18 protein-coding genes are annotated in these 16,723 nt (G+C 68.0%); 11 read left to right on the forward strand and 7 right to left on the reverse strand.

Annotation, left to right across the window (positions count from 1 at the left end; all coding sequences use genetic code 11):
• The first annotated feature begins 65 nt into the window (after positions 1–65).
• Positions 66–2,891 (forward strand): vitamin B12-dependent ribonucleotide reductase, encoded by a 2,826-nt coding sequence (locus tag ACSHWB_RS24950; protein ID WP_439664394.1) that lies wholly within the window; start codon positions 66–68, stop codon positions 2,889–2,891.
• A 216-nt stretch (positions 2,892–3,107) separates the two neighbouring features.
• On the opposite strand, the gene ACSHWB_RS24955 is transcribed toward ACSHWB_RS24950, so the two are convergent.
• On the reverse strand, positions 3,108–3,320 hold the full coding sequence (locus ACSHWB_RS24955; protein ID WP_439664395.1) for a hypothetical protein: 213 nt from the start codon (positions 3,318–3,320) through the stop codon (positions 3,108–3,110).
• A 128-nt stretch (positions 3,321–3,448) separates the two neighbouring features.
• Positions 3,449–3,970, reverse strand: a complete 522-nt coding sequence (locus tag ACSHWB_RS24960) for an HNH endonuclease (protein ID WP_439664396.1) — start codon at positions 3,968–3,970, stop codon at positions 3,449–3,451.
• Between the two features lie 98 nt (positions 3,971–4,068).
• Here ACSHWB_RS24960 and ACSHWB_RS24965 point away from each other — a divergent pair, with 98 nt between their 5' ends.
• Positions 4,069–4,620, forward strand: a complete 552-nt coding sequence (locus ACSHWB_RS24965) for a hypothetical protein (RefSeq protein WP_439664397.1) — start codon at positions 4,069–4,071, stop codon at positions 4,618–4,620.
• Here the strand turns inward: ACSHWB_RS24965 and ACSHWB_RS24970 are convergent.
• The gene (locus tag ACSHWB_RS24970; protein WP_439664398.1) at positions 4,595–5,395 is read right to left on the reverse strand and encodes a LysR family transcriptional regulator; all 801 of its coding nucleotides are present in this window, start codon (positions 5,393–5,395) and stop codon (positions 4,595–4,597) included. The two genes, ACSHWB_RS24965 and ACSHWB_RS24970, sit on opposite strands and share 26 nt — an antisense overlap.
• Positions 5,396–5,432: 37 nt before the next feature.
• On the opposite strand from ACSHWB_RS24970, the gene ACSHWB_RS24975 reads away from it, so the two are divergent.
• From ACSHWB_RS24975 to ACSHWB_RS24985, 3 genes are all read left to right on the forward strand, one after another.
• Complete coding sequence (locus tag ACSHWB_RS24975; RefSeq protein ID WP_439664399.1) at positions 5,433–6,329, forward strand: ADP-ribosylglycohydrolase family protein; 897 nt, start codon at positions 5,433–5,435, stop codon at positions 6,327–6,329.
• Between the two features lie 88 nt (positions 6,330–6,417).
• Positions 6,418–8,931, forward strand: coding sequence for a PEP/pyruvate-binding domain-containing protein (locus ACSHWB_RS24980; RefSeq protein WP_439664400.1), 2,514 nt, complete (start codon positions 6,418–6,420; stop codon positions 8,929–8,931).
• A 10-nt stretch (positions 8,932–8,941) separates the two neighbouring features.
• Positions 8,942–9,598, forward strand: coding sequence for an EcsC family protein (locus ACSHWB_RS24985; RefSeq protein WP_439664401.1), 657 nt, complete (start codon positions 8,942–8,944; stop codon positions 9,596–9,598).
• On the opposite strand, the gene ACSHWB_RS24990 is transcribed toward ACSHWB_RS24985, so the two are convergent.
• On the reverse strand, positions 9,595–10,353 hold the full coding sequence (locus ACSHWB_RS24990) for a hypothetical protein (RefSeq protein ID WP_439664402.1): 759 nt from the start codon (positions 10,351–10,353) through the stop codon (positions 9,595–9,597). The two genes, ACSHWB_RS24985 and ACSHWB_RS24990, sit on opposite strands and share 4 nt — an antisense overlap.
• Positions 10,354–10,440: 87 nt before the next feature.
• On the opposite strand from ACSHWB_RS24990, the gene ACSHWB_RS24995 reads away from it, so the two are divergent.
• The 4 genes from ACSHWB_RS24995 to ACSHWB_RS25010 all read left to right on the forward strand — a co-directional run bounded on the left by ACSHWB_RS24995 (position 10,441) and on the right by ACSHWB_RS25010 (position 13,546).
• Positions 10,441–11,640 (forward strand): DUF6923 family protein, encoded by a 1,200-nt coding sequence (locus tag ACSHWB_RS24995; RefSeq protein ID WP_439664403.1) that lies wholly within the window; start codon positions 10,441–10,443, stop codon positions 11,638–11,640.
• A gap of 195 nt (positions 11,641–11,835) precedes the next feature.
• Entirely contained in the window at positions 11,836–11,997 is a 162-nt protein-coding gene (locus ACSHWB_RS25000; RefSeq protein WP_439664404.1) for a hypothetical protein, read from the forward strand.
• A 139-nt stretch (positions 11,998–12,136) separates the two neighbouring features.
• Positions 12,137–12,565: a CBS domain-containing protein gene (locus ACSHWB_RS25005; protein ID WP_439664405.1), complete on the forward strand. Its 429-nt coding sequence runs from the start codon at positions 12,137–12,139 to the stop codon at positions 12,563–12,565.
• Between the two features lie 39 nt (positions 12,566–12,604).
• A complete protein-coding gene (locus ACSHWB_RS25010; RefSeq protein ID WP_439664406.1) occupies positions 12,605–13,546 on the forward strand; it encodes an MBL fold metallo-hydrolase in 942 nt (313 codons plus the stop codon).
• A 104-nt stretch (positions 13,547–13,650) separates the two neighbouring features.
• Here ACSHWB_RS25010 and ACSHWB_RS25015 read toward each other — a convergent pair whose 3' ends face one another.
• Positions 13,651–14,187 (reverse strand): SRPBCC domain-containing protein, encoded by a 537-nt coding sequence (locus ACSHWB_RS25015; protein WP_439664407.1) that lies wholly within the window; start codon positions 14,185–14,187, stop codon positions 13,651–13,653.
• Positions 14,180–14,527 carry an ArsR/SmtB family transcription factor gene (locus ACSHWB_RS25020; RefSeq protein ID WP_439664408.1) on the reverse strand — a complete coding sequence of 116 codons (348 nt, stop codon included), beginning with the start codon at positions 14,525–14,527 and terminating at the stop codon, positions 14,180–14,182. The genes ACSHWB_RS25015 and ACSHWB_RS25020 overlap by 8 nt, the downstream gene beginning before the upstream one ends.
• 169 nt (positions 14,528–14,696) lie before the next feature.
• Between ACSHWB_RS25020 and ACSHWB_RS25025 the strand changes: the two genes are divergently transcribed.
• Both ACSHWB_RS25025 and ACSHWB_RS25030 read left to right on the forward strand, forming a co-directional pair.
• A complete protein-coding gene (locus tag ACSHWB_RS25025; RefSeq protein ID WP_439664409.1) occupies positions 14,697–15,617 on the forward strand; it encodes a DUF3500 domain-containing protein in 921 nt (306 codons plus the stop codon).
• Complete coding sequence (locus tag ACSHWB_RS25030) at positions 15,595–16,260, forward strand: endonuclease V (RefSeq protein ID WP_439664410.1); 666 nt, start codon at positions 15,595–15,597, stop codon at positions 16,258–16,260. Before ACSHWB_RS25025 ends, ACSHWB_RS25030 begins: the two co-directional genes overlap by 23 nt.
• On the opposite strand, the gene lspA is transcribed toward ACSHWB_RS25030, so the two are convergent.
• Positions 16,232–16,717 carry a signal peptidase II gene (gene lspA / locus ACSHWB_RS25035; RefSeq protein WP_439664411.1) on the reverse strand — a complete coding sequence of 162 codons (486 nt, stop codon included), beginning with the start codon at positions 16,715–16,717 and terminating at the stop codon, positions 16,232–16,234. The genes ACSHWB_RS25030 and lspA overlap by 29 nt on opposite strands.
• Between the last annotated feature and the right edge of the window lie 6 nt (positions 16,718–16,723).

Raw genomic sequence — 16,723 nt, forward strand, 5'->3', positions numbered from 1 at the left:
TCCGCGTGCACTAAAGCGCGCGACACCATCATCTTTCTAAAGCACCAGCACGAGGGAGATCCACCGTGACCGAGACCGTCGGCGGCTCAGCCAAGAAGACAGCCGCACGGGCGGCTGCCAAGCCTGCCGCGCTGAAGATCCAGCGCGTCTACACCACCGAAGGCCGCCACCCCTATGACGAGGTCACGTGGGAGCGCCGCGACGTCGTCATGACGAACTGGCGCGACGGCTCGGTGAACTTCGAGCAGCGCGGTGTCGAGTTCCCCGAGTCGTGGTCGGTGAACGCCACGAACATCGTCACCAGCAAGTACTTCCGCGGCGCCGTCGGCAGCGAGGTGCGCGAGCAGTCGCTGCGCCAGCTGATCGACCGCGTGGTGAAGACCTACGTCGGCGCCGGCAAGGACCACGGCTACTTCGTGGGCGAGCAGGACGCCGAGATCTTCGAGCACGAGCTCACCTACATGCTTCTGCACCAGGTGTTCAGCTTCAACTCGCCGGTGTGGTTCAACGTCGGCACGAGCTCGCCGCAGCAGGTCAGCGCGTGCTTCATCCTCGCGGTCGACGACACGATGGAGTCGATCCTCAACTGGTACCGCGAGGAGGGCCTGATCTTCAAGGGCGGCTCCGGTGCCGGCCTGAACCTCTCGCGCATCCGTTCGTCGAAGGAGCTGCTGTCCTCCGGCGGCACCGCGTCGGGCCCGGTGTCGTTCATGCGCGGCGCCGACGCGTCCGCGGGCACCATCAAGTCCGGTGGCGCCACCCGCCGCGCGGCCAAGATGGTCGTCCTCGACGTCGACCACCCGGACGTCGTGGAGTTCATCGAGACCAAGGCGAAGGAAGAGAACAAGATCCGCGCGCTGCGCGACGCCGGGTTCGACATGGACCTCGGCGGCGCGGACATCGTGTCGGTGCAGTACCAGAACGCGAACAACTCGATCCGCGTCTCGGACGAGTTCATGCACGCCTACGAGGGCAGCAACGACTTCGGCCTGCGTGCCCGCCAGACCGGCGAGGTCATCGAGCGCGTCGACGCGAAGTCGCTGTTCCGCAAGCTCGCGGAGGCCGCGTGGGCCTGTGCCGACCCCGGCATCCAGTACGACGACACGATCAACGACTGGCACACCTGCCCCGAGTCGGGCCGCATCACCGCGTCCAACCCGTGCTCCGAGTACATGCACCTCGACAACTCGAGCTGCAACCTCGCGTCGCTGAACCTCATGAAGTTCCTCGGTGACGACGGCCGCTTCGACGCCGTCACGTTCGCCAAGGCCGTCGAGCTGATCATCACCGCGATGGACATCTCGATCTGCTTCGCGGACTTCCCGACCGAGCCGATCGCGGACACCACCCGCAAGTTCCGCCAGCTCGGCATCGGCTACGCGAACCTCGGCGCACTGCTCATGGCGACCGGCCACGCGTACGACTCCGAGGGCGGCCGCGCGCTCGCCGCGACCATCACCTCGCTGATGACGGGTGTCTCGTACCGCCGTTCCGCCGAGCTCGCGGGCATGGTCGGCGCGTACGACGGCTACAAGCGCAACGCCACGGCGCACCAGCGCGTCATGCGCAAGCACGCCGCCGCCAACGACCTGATCCGCACCTACGGCGGCAACGACGCCGCGACGCACAAGGTCGCGACCGAGGCGTGGCAGCAGTCGCTGGAGATCGGCGCGAAGAACGGCTGGCGCAACGCCCAGGCGTCCGTGCTGGCCCCGACCGGCACCATCGGCCTGATGATGGACTGCGACACCACCGGTATCGAGCCGGACCTGGCCCTGGTCAAGTTCAAGAAGCTCGTCGGCGGCGGCTCGATGCAGATCGTCAACCAGACGGTGCCGCGCGCGCTGAAGTCGCTGGGCTACCAGGACGAGCAGATCGAGGCGATCGTCGAGTTCATCGGCGAGCACGGCCACGTCGTCGACGCGCCGGGCCTGCGCCGCGAGCACTACGAGGTCTTCGACTGCGCGATGGGCGAGCGTTCGATCGCGCCCATGGGCCACGTGCGGATGATGGCGGCCACGCAGCCGTTCCTGTCCGGCGCGATCTCCAAGACGGTCAACATGCCGGAGGCGGCCACCGTCGAGGACGTCGAGGAGATCTACTACCAGGGCTGGAAGCTCGGCCTGAAGGCGCTCGCGATCTACCGCGACAACTGCAAGGTCGGCCAGCCGCTGTCCGCGGGCAAGGGCGCGAACAAGGGCGCCGAGGCCAAGACCGAGACGGTCGTCGAGTACCGCCCGGTCCGCAAGCGCCTGCCGAAGAAGCGCCCGTCGCAGACCGTGTCGTTCACGGTCGGCGGCGCCGAGGGCTACCTGACCGCCGGCTCCTACCCGGACAACGGTCTCGGCGAGGTGTTCGTCAAGCTCGGCAAGCAGGGCTCGACGTTGTCCGGCGTGATGGACGCGTTCTCGATGTCCATCTCGGTGGGCCTGCAGTACGGCATCCCGCTCGAGTTCTACGTCTCGAAGTTCCAGAACCTGCGCTTCGAGCCGGCGGGCATGACCGACGACCCGGACGTGCGCATCGCGACGTCGGTGCTGGACTACCTGTTCCGCCGCCTGGCGCTGGACTACCTGCCCTACGACAAGCGCGCGCAGCTCGGCATCTTCACCGCCGACGAGCGTTCGGCGCAGGTCGCGGGCGAGTACGGCGCGCCCGCGCCGTCCGACGTGGACATCGAAGGCCTGCGCGGGTCGGTGGAGTCCGCCCCGAAGCAGGTCGAGGCCACCGTCGAGACGCCTCGGCAGGTCGGCAGCTCCACGGAGCTGCTGGAGCTGCACCTGGGCAAGGCCGCTGACGCGCCGCTGTGCATGACCTGTGGCACGAAGATGCGTCCGGCCGGGTCCTGCTACCTGTGCGAGGGCTGCGGCAGCACGTCCGGCTGCAGCTGACCGCTGTCGCTGGGTTCTAACTGAACAGTGGCTTGGGGCCTCGACGCTTCGTGCGTTCGGGGCCCCACCTGTACGTACCGGTGGTCAGACACCGCCGGAACGACGAACACCCGGCCTTGCAGGGCCGGGTGTTCGTGGGCGTCAGGACGTGTGTTGTCCAACGCGGTGCATCAATCGCATGACATCACGTTCCTGACGCTCATGCCAATCGAGTGATCAGGAGCACGTCATGACCGCAAGAAACAGCAGGCAGACCGGTGCAAAGGCCGCGTCGAGCGCGAGCAAGGTTCTGTCGAACCCCAAGTCGACTTCGGCAGAGAAGTCCGCGGCAGCCAGCGCTCTCGCACAGGCACCGAAGAGCACGGGGCAGACGAGCCCGGCCGCCGCTTCGAAGGCAGCCAAGGTTCTGGCCAACCCGGGATCGACCAAGTCTGAGAAGGCTTCAGCAGCCAGCGCGCTTGCACAGACGCCCAAATCGAGTAAGAAGTAGCGAACTACTGCCCCTTGCGTCTGTGCAGAGGCGTGAAGTTAGACCTTGTAACCAAGGTGGCGGTCCGTCACGGCAGCGTGATGCCGTGACGGATCGCCAGCTTCTTCTCGATCTCCGCGATCACGCACGCGATCGTCGACGGGTTGAGCCGGCCCTCGCCGTAGCGCACGACGGTCTTCGAGAACTCGGACGCCGCCAACGCCCGGCACTCGGCCGTCAGCGACCGGTGGTTGACCGCCGCCTCCTTGAAGCACTCGAGCGGCTTGCGGCCGAAGATGACCTCGAACTCCTCCCACCCGCGCAACGTCCAGTACGTGTCGTAGGACGACACGGCGGTCGCGCGCAGCCACCGCCACAGGTACCGCGGGTCCTGGTGGCTCGGCGACTCACCGACGCACCGCCCGCACAACAGCACGAGGTTGTCCGTGGTGCGAACGCCACCCATCGACGCAGGCACGACGAGGTGTTGCTCCAGTGAGGACCTGTAACCACAGCGCCAGCATCTTTCGTGTGCGGTGCCCCAGTCGACGACGAGGTCGACCTCGTGCTCGACCCAGTACGCGACGATCTGCTGGTTGCTGATGCTCATGTGGTCCTTCCCCAGTTGTTGCCTCTCCTGTCGGTCATGAAGGCGATTCCGTTTCGCCTACCCGCAACTGATAGAACATCTCGCATTAAGGGGGAGAGATGCCTTCGTTCGACGACTTACGGCGCTACCTGCTCGGTCAGCTCAACGCCGCTGTCCGGCGTCCCGGCATGTACGGCGGTGAGGCGGTGATCCTCACGCTGCTCGACGCGCTGGCGTTCGCCGACGACCGCACGGACCGGTGGCAGACCGAACTCGAGGCGTTGGTCAAGCGGGGTGCGGCGAACGCGGCGATGGTCAGCGGCGCCGTGCACGAGGCGCTAGGGCACCGCAGCGAGGACGTCATGGCGTCGGTGTACGCGGATCTCGCGCACCGGCAGGGCTGGCTCTCGCTCGACGCAGACAGCCGGATCCCCGGAGTGCTGGGCGAACGCGACTGCCTGCTCGACGACGTGATCGCCGAGTACGGCGAGCCGCCGTTGTGGCTGGGCGGCACGAACCCCAAGTACTCGAAGACGCTCGGCTACCCGGACCGGTCGGGGTCGCTGGTGTTCTTCCACTTCATGCCCGAGATGCGGCTGATGGCGACGCGGCGCGGCGACGGCGGCTTCCGCGACAGCTTCGTCTTCACGCCTGCTGGGTTGTCCCGATGACGATCTCCGCGAACTCGGCGATGAGCGGCGTCTGCCGGTGCGCGGCCCACGCCAGCGCGACCTCGTTCGGTTCGATGTCCTCGATCGGCACGTGCACCAGGTCCTCGCGCGAGTAGAACACCGCCGTCGACAACGGCAGGATCGCCACCCCGCCGTGCATCGCGACGTGCTCCAGCTTCTCCTCGACGGACCGGATCCCCGGCGTGTCGGTGTGCTGCACGCGCCGCTCGCCGGCCAGGTCCGCCTCCAGCACGCTTTCCTTGCCCGCCAGCCGATGCGTCGCCGGAACCACGGCGACTCGCGGCTCGGTGAACAGAGGCACGCAGCGGATCCCGTCCATCGGCACGGGCAGCCGCACGTAGCCGGCGTCGACGCGGCCGTCGTGGATCACCTCGACCTGGTCCTCCCACGTCGTGCGCACGACGTCGACCCGCAGCCCGGGATGGCGTGACGCCAGCAGCCGCACCGCGGGCGTGATGATCAGGCCTGGCATGAACCCGACCGTGAACACGTCCGCCACACCCACGCGCCGCAGCAGTGCCGAGGCTTGCGCGAGCAACGGCCGTGCGTCGGCCAGCAGCTGCTCCCCGGCCGGCGTCAGCACGGTGCCCTTCGAGGAACGGTCGAACAGCCGCACCTTCAGCTCGGTCTCCAGCGCGCGGATCTGCCGCGACAGCACGGGCTGCGCGATGTGCAGGTCCTCGGCGGCGCGGCCGAAGTTCAGACGCTCCGCGACCGCCACGAAATACCGCAGCTTCCGCAGGTCCAAATCCATGTGCCCAGCGTAGGGCAAACCGATAAAATCGCAGGTGATGCGCATAGTTCTGCACACTCGTGCGCGCCTGGACCTCGCATACGCCTCGCTCGACGGACTCTCCGTCGGCGACGCCCTGGGCGCTCAGTTCTTCATGGTCGGCCGCTCGTTGCCCGACCTCGTGGCCGGCAAGCCGCCGCGGGGTCCGTGGGAGTGGACCGACGACACCGAGATGGCCTGCAACCTGGTCGCCGACCTTCGTGACCACGGCGAAGTCGATCAAACCCGCCTCGCGGCGACGTTCGCCGATCGCTGCGAGCCCTATCGCGGCTATGGCGCGGGAGCCTTCACCATCCTGCGCAAGATTCGCCAGGGCACGCCGTGGAAGGAGGCGGCCTCCAGCGCGTTCGACGGGCAGGGCTCGTGCGGCAACGGAGCGGCGATGCGGATCGCACCGCTGGGCGCCTACTTCGCCGACGATCCGCAAGCCGTTACGACACAAGCGATCCGGGCGAGCGAGGTGACGCATCAGCATCCGGAGGGCGTCATGGGCGGTCTCGCGGTGGCCCACGCCGCAGCCGTCGCCGCCAGGGCACGGCTGACGGGCGCGCCACCACGTGATCTGCTCGGGACGGTGCTCGACCACCTCGAAGACTCGTTCGTGCGCAAGGGGATCGAGAAGGCACGCAAGATCGGCGACGCCGAGGAGGCCGCGTACGTCCTCGGCAACGGCTCGCGTGTGACGGCGCAGGACACGGTGCCGTTCACGCTCTGGGTCGCGGCCCACCACCTCGACGACTACCGCGCCGCCGTCACGGCGTGCGTGAGGGCGGGCGGCGACATCGACACCACGGCCGCGATCGTCGGAGGCATCGTGACGGGCCCGCCGCAGGAGTGGGTCCGGGAGCGCGAGCCGCTCCCGGACTGGGTGAGCCGCTCTGAACAGGAGTTGTGACCTCTGCGGGGTGATTTATTCATCACGTGTTGAGTTTTTGGCCGAACGCTCGTAACCTCCTCCTCAGGCGGAACCTGGAGGAGTGGCCATGGCGCTCACGATCGGCTTCAATGCCATCGACGGCACGATGCTCGCCGTCGTCGGAGGCAAGGCCGCGAACCTCGGCGAGCTCACCAGGGCCGGCCTGCCGGTGCCGCAGGGCTTCTGCGTCACCACGGACGCGTACCGCGCCGTCGCGCAGGCCGGCGAGCTGGCGACCACCACTCCGGACAACGCCCGCAGGACGTTGCTGGAAACCGCTGTGCCGCAAGAGATCCGGGACGCGATCGTCGCCGAGTACCGCCAGTTCGGCGACGGCGTCCCAGTAGCGGTGCGTTCCAGCGCGACGGCCGAGGACCTGCCGTTCGCGAGCTTCGCGGGCCAGCAGGACACGTTCCTCAACGTCGTCGGCGAGGACGCGGTGGTCGACGCGGTGCGCCGGTGCTGGGCCTCGCTGTGGACGGACCGCGCGGTCAGCTATCGCGAGACGAACGGCATCGACCACACCACGACCTATCTGGCCGTTGTCGTGCAACGGATGGTGCAGTCCACGGTCTCCGGCGTGATGTTCACGGCGAACCCGGTCACCGGCACGCGCGACCAGATCGTCATCGACGCGAGCCCCGGTCTCGGTGAGGCCGTGGTGTCCGGCGCGGTCAACCCCGACCACTTCGTCGTCGACGACGGCGAGATCGTCGAGAAGCGGCTGGGGGACAAGAGGTTCGTCATCCGCTCGTTGCCCGGCGGCGGCACCGAGCACGTCGAGGTCGGCGAGAGCGGCGAGCAGTGCCTGACCGACGGGCAGATCCACGCGCTGGCCGTCCTCGGCCGCAAGGTGCAGCGGCACTACGGTTCGCCGCAGGACACCGAGTGGGCGATCGACGACGACGGCGAGCTGCACCTCACCCAGGCGCGCCCGATCACGACGCTGTTCCCGTTGCCGGACAACCCTGACGGCAACGCCCACGTCTACTTCTGCTTCAGCCTCGCGCAAGGCCTCGAACGCCCGATCACGCCGATGGGGCGCGCCGCGTTCCGGGAGATCGCCAAGTCCGCCTTGGAGATCGTGATCGGCGACCCGCAAAGTCAGTCCTATGTGGAGACCGGCGATCGCATCTTCTTCGACGTCACCAAGGTGTTGCGGAGCAGGGTCGGCCGCGAGTTCATCACGCGCCTGCTCGGCGTGATGGAGGCGCGCTCCTCCGAAGTGCTGCGCAGCCTGTTCGACGACCCGAGGTTCGCGATCAGGGACTCCTCGCCGACGCCCGCGGTGAAGCGCGTCCTGCGGCTCGCCCGTCGCTTCCACGTGCCGGTGACGGCGATGAAGGCGCTGGTGAACCCCGAGAAGGCCGTGCGCAACGCGTTGCTGCTGGAGCGCGAGATCCTGGAGAAGTCCGCAGCGCTCCCCGTCGAGCAGGCGTTGCAGCAGTGCGTCGTGCCAGTGCTGCCCCGGCTCGCGCCCACCGCGCTGATCGGGTTCGCGATGCTCGGCCTGGTCGGCAAGATCGTGAGGACCCGGCCGGGGGAGTTGCAGACCGTTCTGCGCGGCCTGCCGAACAACATCACCACCGAGATGGACATGGCGATGTGGGACCTCGCGCAGGAGATCCGCCACGATCCCGTTGCGCTGCGGCAGTTCCAGAACGGCGAACACCCCGCGGCACTCGGCCGCTTCCTCGCCCGGTGGGGCCACCGCGCCGTCGCCGAGATCGACCTCGGCCTGCCGAGGTGGTCCGACGACCCGGCGCACGTCGTCGGCGTCGTCAAGAACTTCCTGCGCCTGGAAGGCGACCAGGCCCACCCGGACGCGGTCTTCGCCCGCGGCGCCGCCGAGGCCGAGGCGATGATCGACACGCTCGCCCGGCGTGCGTGGGGACGCGGCTGGTTCGTGCGCTTCGCGTTGCGCCGCACCAGGTTGCTCGCCGGTCTGCGGGAGTACCCGAAGTACCTGATCATCACGTTGTTCGGCGTGCTGCGGAAGCGCGTGGCCGCCATCGGCGCCGAACTCGTCGCGGCCGATCGGCTGGACGTCCTGGACGACGTGTTCTTCCTGGACTTCGAGGAAATGCGTTCCCCGCACGGAGATCTGCGTCCACTAGTGGCCGAGCGCCGCGAGATCTACACCCGCGAGATGCGGCGCAGGCACATCCCGCGCGTGCTGCTGTCGGACGGCACAGAACCGGAAGCCGTGCGCCACGGCGCCCCGGTGGAGGGCGATCTGGTCGGCACACCGGCGTCGGCGGGCACGATCACCGGTATCGCGCGCGTCGTCATGGACCCGATCGGCGCGCACCTCGAACCGGGCGAGATCCTCGTGGCGCCGTCGACGGATCCCGGCTGGACGCCGCTGTTCCTGACCGCGGGTGGCCTCGTGATGGAGATGGGCGGCGCGAACTCGCACGGCGCGGTCGTGGCGCGCGAGTACGGCATTCCGGCGGTCGTGGGCGTGCGCGAGGCCGTGACGCGGATCAAGACCGGCGAGCGGATCACCGTGGACGGCGGCACCGGCGCGGTTGTGCTGGTAGAGACCGTTGACATCTCACCGGAGCAGTTGAACGCGTAATGTCGGGATTGTGGCTGAGTCCAAGGGTGAGCTGAACAAGGTCCAGCAAGGCATCGCCGATTACCTCCTGCGCGCAGGCGTCGACGGCTTCGGCCCGTTCAAGAGCGCCCGCGAGTCCGCGTCCGACGCCCTGGTCAAGAAGGGCGACGAGGCCGACGCGATCAAGCACCTCGTCCGCACGCACGTCGCGCTGGCGGGCGCGCAGGGCTTCGTCACGAACCTCGGCGGCCTGATCACGCTGCCGGTCTCGCTGCCGTCCAACATCGCGGCCACGTACGTCATCCAGACGCACCTCATCGCGTCCATCGCGTCGTTGCGCGGCCACGACGTGGACAGCGACGAGGTGCAGATGGCCATCCTGCTGTGCCTTCTCGGCAATGCCGGAACCGAACTGTTCAAGAAAGTCGGCATCAAGCAGTTCACCAAGAAGGCCGCGTCGGCGCTTATTACAAAATACGGTACGAAGAAACTCGGTACCGTCGCCGCGAAGGGCGTTCCGCTGCTGGGCGGCGTCATCGGTGGTGGAGTCGACGCCGCTTCTACCAGAGCGGTCGGCGCATTCGCAAATCGCTACTTCAGCCACACGGACGTATTGCCGAAGGTCATCGACGGCGAGGTGCTGTCCGTGGAGATCGAGGAAGCGGACGGAATGACCGATTCGCGCTAGCTCAGCCGGTCCAGTGCGGAGCTGAACGCGTCCGGTGGGATGAGCACGCCGCCGCTGAACGGGTTCTGCAACTGGTAGATCGCGAACAGCAGCAGGACCAGCGTCGAGCTCAGCGTGATGGTGATGAGCAGCTGTGAGGTCAGGGTCGGCCCGCGGAACAGGTACGGGAACAGCAGCGAGAGGCCGGTGCCGATCAGCAGCGCGAGCCACACGACCGGGTTGACCCCGTTGTCCGCGGCGTCGAGCCTTTCCTGCCTGGCCTGGTAGACCTCCCACAGCTGGTTCGCTGCCTCGGCCTTGCGGTCCTCCTGCCAGCCGCCGTCCGGCGCTGCCGTCGAGATCGTGTCCCTGAGCTGGTTCAACGTGGTCCAGCCCTGGTTGCCGATCTCCTCGCCCTCGCGCATGCGGGGCCACTCGTCGACGACGACGGTCGACACGTAGTCGCGGATCAGCTCGTCGACCTTGGACTTCGCGGGTTCCGGCAGCGAGTCCGACGACCAGTTGACGGCGACCAGCGCGTTGGCCTCCTTCTGCACCTGTTCCTCGGCGCCGTTGGCCGAGTCGAACAGCGAGATCAGGATGAACGCGGCGAGCACCGCGTGCAGGCCGGCGACGATGCTGAACACCGATCCGCCCGCGCCGAGGTTCTTCTCGCCCACTTCCTCCGAGCCGAACCGGCGGGTGATGACGACGAGAACGGCGGAGATGGCGGCAGCACCGAGAACCCAGAGCGTGCCGGTGAGGTAAATGCTCAATTCGGCTCCTTTCTGGTGTGGGATTAGACCACGGTCTACTGTGACCGGTACAGCACGGTCTGGTTAACGAGTAATGGTCAGGTGGGAATGCACGGCAACAGCAGAAATACCCGGTTGTCGTATTGGGCTACTCCAACCCGGTGGCGGCGGGATTCGTTCGCGCTGGGCGCGGTCTCGTCCCTATTGGTGCTTTCCACTCCGTTCACCAGCGCCGTTGCCCAGGCTGCGCCGCCGAACTGTGACGCTTATCAAGTACGTTCATCCCATCGTGGAGACTTTTCGTCGTTCACGAAAGTGGACGTGTCATCCGGTGGGGTGACGGAAGTAGCCCGCCTGGACTACGCGGTGAATGCACTGGGGTACTCGCCGGCGCTGGGCCGTTTGGTTGGTCTCACTTCCAGAGGCCATCACTGGTGGAAGAACCCCTCACACGTCGTGCTGATCGACACCAAGGGCGTGGTCAACGACCTCGGACCCGTTGACGCGCACTGGTTCCGCACCGACGACGTGTCGGCGGGCGCGGTCGTCGGCACCACGTTCTACGTGCGCGACAACGCCAGGCTGCACGCCATCGACATCGACCCGGACAGCCCGTCGTACCTCAAGATCGTGCGGACCGTCGTGCTCGACTGGCCTGCTCTCACGCTCGACGACTTCACCGCGGACCCGGTGAGCGGGAAGCTGACCGGGGTGTCGGCGGCGGGCTGGGGACCGGGCGAGGTCGTGTCGTTCGACCCGGTGTCCGGGCGGGTGGTGAGCAGGAGGGAGATCGCCGAACTGCCCGGCAAGTCCACCTATGGCGCCGTGCTGATCGACTCGGCCGGCACCGTCTACGCGATCAACAACGGCCACAAGGGCCGTAGCCGCTTCTACCGCATCACGGGCACCACGGCGGCGGAGCTCTCGAACGGCCCGCAGATGGGCATGATCGACGCGGCGGGCTGCCTGCCGAACCCGATGCCGCCGCGCGTCGAACCTCCCGCGCCCCGCCCCGAGGTGCCGCCGCCCCCGCCTCCTCCCGCGCCACCCGCCCCGGTCCCGGCGCCTGCTCCCGCCCCGGTGCCCGCGCCGGTCGTGGCACCGCCTCCGGTCACCGCGACCGCGCTGCCTCCCGTTCCACCGCAACCGGTTCCGGTGCGTGTCGCGCGCCAGCGACCCGAGCCCCGCAAGGACCTGCCGCTCGATCCCGAGACCACGCCGATGACCAAGTCCCGCAAGTGGGCGATGGTCACCGTCATCCTCGTGATGCTCGGCGCCGGTGCGGCCGCCACGCGGGCCCGCGGTTAATTCGGTTGGCGTGAGACGGCGGCGTCGCTAGCGTTGCGGACATGTTCTTCATCTGATGAAGCTCCGCGGCGCTCTTGACGCTGCCCTCGCGACCTCGTCGTCGCGCACTTCTCCGGTGACCCACGCGCGGGTCCATCTCTCACGGCCGACTTCCGCCGTGCCTTTTGCACGCCCTCTCCGCGAGGAGGCTTTCGCATGCCTGACACCACCCAGCCCGAGCCGGGCAACCGCGCTGCGCGACGTGCGCAGAAGCGGGGCAAGCAGGACCAGAACACGCACTTCCAGCCGCCGCTGCAGCGCGCGCCGATGGTCCAGCCGCGCCAGTTCGCGACCCGTCGCCGCGGAGGAACCGCGTAGCCGACGCCGAACCGGGCGCGACATCGCAGGGGACGCGCACGAGCGCGTCCCCTGCTCCCTTCGTGGGCTTGATCTCCCGTTCTGTCCGAATCCGATCTAGCCTGAGTTGCTACCGGACCGACAGGATCGGAGGCGCCAGATGAGGATCGCTGACATTTTGCGGACCAAGGGCTCGGCCGTCGCGACAATCGACCCGGACGTCCCGGTGTCCGAACTGCTCAGAGCGCTCGCCGAGCACAACATCGGCGCGATCGTCGTCGTCGGCCCTGCGGGCGTGGCGGGGATCGTGTCGGAGCGAGACGTGGTGCGCCGGCTGCACGAAACAGGCGTTGAGCTGCTGTCTTCTCCCGTGTCGGCGATCATGACCGCCGACGTCTTCACCTGTTCGCCGTCGGACACGGTGGACAGCCTCACAGTCGTGATGACCGAACGGCGCTTCCGCCACGTGCCCGTGCTGTCCGACGGGCAACTGGTCGGGATCGTCAGCATCGGCGACGTGGTGAAGAGCCGGATCGGACAGCTGGAGCAGTCGCACGACCAGCTGCAGGCCTACATCGCCCAGGGCTGACCCGCACCGGACCGGGGCGCTCTCACTACGCTGGATCGGGTGAAACCCTCTCCTGGCCAGCCCGAACTCGCCCCAGACCTGGTGGAGGTCGCACCAGGGGTCCACACCTACATCCAGCCCGACGGGTCCTGGATGATCAACAACACCGGTGTCGTCGTCGGCTCCGACGACACGCTGCTGCTCGTGGACACCACGTCCACCGAGGCCCGCAACCGCGCGTTGCTCGCCTCGGTGGCGTCGGTGTCCGCCGCGGACCCCAGTTACGTCATCAACACCCACCACCACGGCGACCACACCTTCGGCAACTGGCTCGTACCGCCGTCGACCGTGATCGTTGGCCACGAGGCGTGCCGCGAAGAGGTGCTCGCCGCCGGCCTGCTCGCCGCGCAGGTCCTGACCGGCCCGGACTACGGCCACATCGAGGTCCGCCCGCCGTCGCTCACCTACACCACGTCCCTGACGCTGCACCTGGGCACGCGCGTGGTCGAACTGCACCACCCCGGCCCGGCGCACACCCGCGGCGACACCGTCGTGTGGCTGCCGGCCGAACGCGTCCTGTTCACCGGCGACCTGGTCTTCGCGGGCGGCCAGCCGTTCCTCGCCGAGGGCAGCATCCACGGCTACCTGTCGGCCCTGGAGTTCCTGCGCGCGTTCGACGCCGAGGTGGTCGTGCCTGGTCACGGTCCGCTACTGCGAGGCCCCGAGATCAACCGCGTGCTGGACGACCTGGTCGCCTACGCGACCTACCTCTCGGAGCTCGCGTCGTCCGGCCACGCCGCCGGCAAGACCCCGATGGAGACCGTCCGCGAGGCGGGGGAGTCGCGCTTCTCGTCGTGGCAGGAGTCCGAACGCCTGGTCGGCAACCTCCACCGCGCCTACCACGAACTGGACGGCAAGCCCCTCTCGGAACGCCTCGAGCTCCTCCGCGTCTGGACGGACATGACGCAACTCCACGGCGGCCCCATCGCCTGCCACGCCTAGTCCAACCAATATATCGCTTCCGGCACCGCCACTGACCTGCTGCTTAGCAATGACTCTTTGGACTTCGTCGTCAAAAGAGTCATTGCTAAACCAGGTTTCACGTTTCAGACAGCCCGGTCGATGCCGGGCGGTTCGGGGACGTTCTCGGTCTTGGTGCCCGACGGCATCGCCCACATGAAGGCGCGCATCATCGCGTACTGGAGCTTCAGGCCGGTGCCGACATCGCCGGACTCCACGACCTGCTTGAGCGCGGCGAGGATGCCCTTCCAGGTGGCGTCGACCTTGTCGAGCCGCTTGACGCCCTCGGGCCAACCGGAGTTGCGCAGCGTGACGCGCGTGCCGCCGTCGACCTCTTCGAGCTCCCACGAGACAACGGTCCACGGGTCGTCGCGCATGGTGAGCCGTTGCGTGTGGGAGAGCAGTCGCGGCGGGTCGACCTCGACGACACGGCCGACGACGAAGACCCGTTTGCCGTCGGTCGACCGGTAGTACAGCGGCGCGCCGGGTTCGAGCGCGGAGTCGAGAACCGCGTCCATCATGGCGCGCTGCTTGCCGTCGAGTCTGGTGATCTCCGCCCACACCTTCTCGATGGGCGCGGCGATCACGATGCTGTGCAACAGTTCGGTGCCGGGTTCAGCCAACGTCCTCAGCCTCCTGTTCGGCGCTCTCGACCGTGAGCTTCAAGCCGACCAGCGCCGCTGCCCAGTTCTGCTCGTAGTGCGTGACCCACCGCTGGTGAATCTGCTGGATGGGCACGGGATTCAGGTGGTTGACCCGTTTCCGGCCCTGCGGCTCCACGAGCACCAGGTCGGCCTCGCGGAGCACACCGAGGTGCTGCATGACGACGTGCCGGCTGGTCTCCAGCGCCTCGACCAGCTCGCCGGTGGTGCGCGGCCCGGTGCGCAGGACGTCGAGGATCGCGCGCCTCAGGGGATTCGCGAGGGCGCGCCAGACTGCGTCATCATCATGTGGCAACTTCATTACGTAAGGTTTTTAACACCTATGAGGATTCCTGTCGAGCATCGAAACAGTGACGCCGAGCCGGCCGCGGCGAAGGACGACCTGAACGTCCGCTGCTGGGCAACCTCACGGCCTATAGGTTCGAACGATGCTGCACGACGTCGCCGACGCCACGCGCCAATATATTAGTTTGCTCGCCGCTGACCAGCGCGAACACGCGATCCGCGCGGTCACGGACGACGACCTGAGGCACCGCTGGGCGTATACACCCGGTACACGCCCTGGACTCGCGCTCGGTGAGCTCCGACGAGACCAGCGCAAGGCGGTGCACGGCATGCTCGCGACCGTGCTCAGCCCACACGCCTACGCACAGGCCGCAGCGGTCATGGCGTTGGAAGACGTGCTCGACCACCGTGAAGGCGGGCACCGCGACCGTCACAACGGCGACTTCTGGACGGTGCTCTTCGGCACGCCCGGCGACGACCCGTGGGGCTGGCGCATCGAAGGACACCACCTGTCGGTGAACGTCGTCGTGGCCAACGGCCGCATCTCCGCGACCCCGTTCTTCCTCGGCGCGAACCCGGCCCGCGTCACCTACCGAGGCCGAGTCGTGGGCCAGCCTCTGCGACTCGAAGAGGAACTGGCCCGCGAACTCCTCGACCGCATGGGCCCGACCGCCCGGCGCCTGGCCGTGGTCGCGGACACCGCCCCGCACGACATCCGCACCGGAAACGCGCCACGGATCAGCCCAGCCGAGTCGGTCGGCGTGACCCTGGCCCAGCTCGGCAAGCCCGCCGCGGAACTGCTCGTCGACATCGTCCGCCTCTACTGTGACCGGCTCGTGTACGAACTGGCCGACGAGGAGTTCGCCCAGATCGACCCCGAACGCCTGCACTTCTCGTGGGAGGGCTCGCTGCGCCGAGGCGAGGGCCACTACTACCGCGTCCAGGCCCCGGAACTGCTCATCGAGTACGACAACACGGCCAACGAGGCCAACCACGTCCACACCGTCTGGCGTCGCCATTCAGGTGACTTCGGCGACGACCTGCTCGTCGCCCACTACGACGCGTCACGGCACACTGTCGCCCGTGGAGTGGCCCAGAACGGTTGACGACGCCGTAGCGATGCAAGAACGCCTGCGCACCCAGGTGATCACCACCAGCGCGCCTGACCTGCGCATAGACACCGTCGCAGGCCTGGACGTCGGCTACCGTAGCAACGACTCAGTTGTGGGCGTCTGCGTGGTGTTCGATGCAAAGACGCTGGTCGTCCTCGACGAGGTCGTCGTCGAGGACACGACGGACTTCCCATATATCGCCGGACTCTTCGCGTTCCGCGAGATGCCGGTTCTGCTGCGCGCTCTCGATCAGGTGACCGTCGCACCCGACCTGTTGGTCGCGGACGGTCAGGGTCTCGCCCACCCCCGGCGGTTCGGCCTGGCATGCCATCTCGGCGTGCACACGGGTATCCCGAGCATCGGCGTCGCGAAGAACCCGATGGGCAGGTTCGAGCAGCCCGGCCACGCCCGCGGGTCGATGAGCGACCTCGTCATGGACGGTGACGACGGCGACGAGGTCGTCGGCCGGGCGTTGCGCACGCAGGACGGCGTGAAGCCCGTCTTCGTGTCGGTTGGCCACAAGATCGACCTGGACCGCGCGTGCGCCGAGGTGCTGCGACTGGCTCCGCGTTACCGGCTGCCCGAGACGACCCGCCGCGCCGACACGCTCACGCGGCAGGTTGCTTCGTCGGGGTGAAGCTCAGCAGCACGAGCAGGATCGCGCCGCAGACCAGGGCGATGTCCGCGACGTTGCCGACGAACCAGCCGTTGTAGTCGAGGAAGTCGACGACGTGTCCGCGCGCGAAGCCAGGCGGCCGGAACAGCCGGTCGAGCAGGTGCGTCGTCGCCCCACCCAGCATCAGCGCGAGCGCGGCCGCCCGCAGCCTCGTCTGCGGCTGCATGCCGTACCGCGCGAGCAGCACGACGGCCACGGCCGCGACGATGGTGAAGATCCACGTCGACCCCGCGCCGATCGAGAACGCGGCACCGGGGTTGTAGAGGAGCCTGAGCTGCAGGAACTCTCCGAGTACGGGAATGGGCGCGCGGCCGGTCAGCGCGCTCTCGGCCCAGAACTTCGTGGCCTGGTCCAGCAGCAGCACGAGCACGGCGATGCCCATGACGAGGGGCACGCGGCGAGAGGTGGTGGTGTCCATTTGCGG

The organism is Lentzea sp. HUAS TT2, assembly GCF_051853195.1.
In the GTDB taxonomy this organism is placed as follows: Bacteria; Actinomycetota; Actinomycetes; order Mycobacteriales; family Pseudonocardiaceae; genus Lentzea.

What these genes read in the sequence shown, in the direction of transcription:
- ACSHWB_RS24960 (WP_439664396.1), bottom strand. Translation starts at nt 3,970, where the DNA reads ATGAGCATCAGCAACCAGCAGATCGTCGCGTACTGGGTCGAGCACGAG.
- ACSHWB_RS24965 (WP_439664397.1), top strand. Translation starts at nt 4,069, where the DNA reads ATGCCTTCGTTCGACGACTTACGGCGCTACCTGCTCGGTCAGCTCAAC.
- ACSHWB_RS24970 (WP_439664398.1), bottom strand. Translation starts at nt 5,395, where the DNA reads ATGGATTTGGACCTGCGGAAGCTGCGGTATTTCGTGGCGGTCGCGGAG.
- ACSHWB_RS24975 (WP_439664399.1), top strand. Translation starts at nt 5,433, where the DNA reads ATGCGCATAGTTCTGCACACTCGTGCGCGCCTGGACCTCGCATACGCC.
- ACSHWB_RS24980 (WP_439664400.1), top strand. Translation starts at nt 6,418, where the DNA reads ATGGCGCTCACGATCGGCTTCAATGCCATCGACGGCACGATGCTCGCC.
- ACSHWB_RS24995 (WP_439664403.1), top strand. Translation starts at nt 10,441, where the DNA reads ATGCACGGCAACAGCAGAAATACCCGGTTGTCGTATTGGGCTACTCCA.
- ACSHWB_RS25000 (WP_439664404.1), top strand. Translation starts at nt 11,836, where the DNA reads ATGCCTGACACCACCCAGCCCGAGCCGGGCAACCGCGCTGCGCGACGT.
- ACSHWB_RS25005 (WP_439664405.1), top strand. Translation starts at nt 12,137, where the DNA reads ATGAGGATCGCTGACATTTTGCGGACCAAGGGCTCGGCCGTCGCGACA.
- ACSHWB_RS25020 (WP_439664408.1), bottom strand. Translation starts at nt 14,527, where the DNA reads ATGAAGTTGCCACATGATGATGACGCAGTCTGGCGCGCCCTCGCGAAT.
- lspA (WP_439664411.1), bottom strand. Translation starts at nt 16,717, where the DNA reads ATGGACACCACCACCTCTCGCCGCGTGCCCCTCGTCATGGGCATCGCC.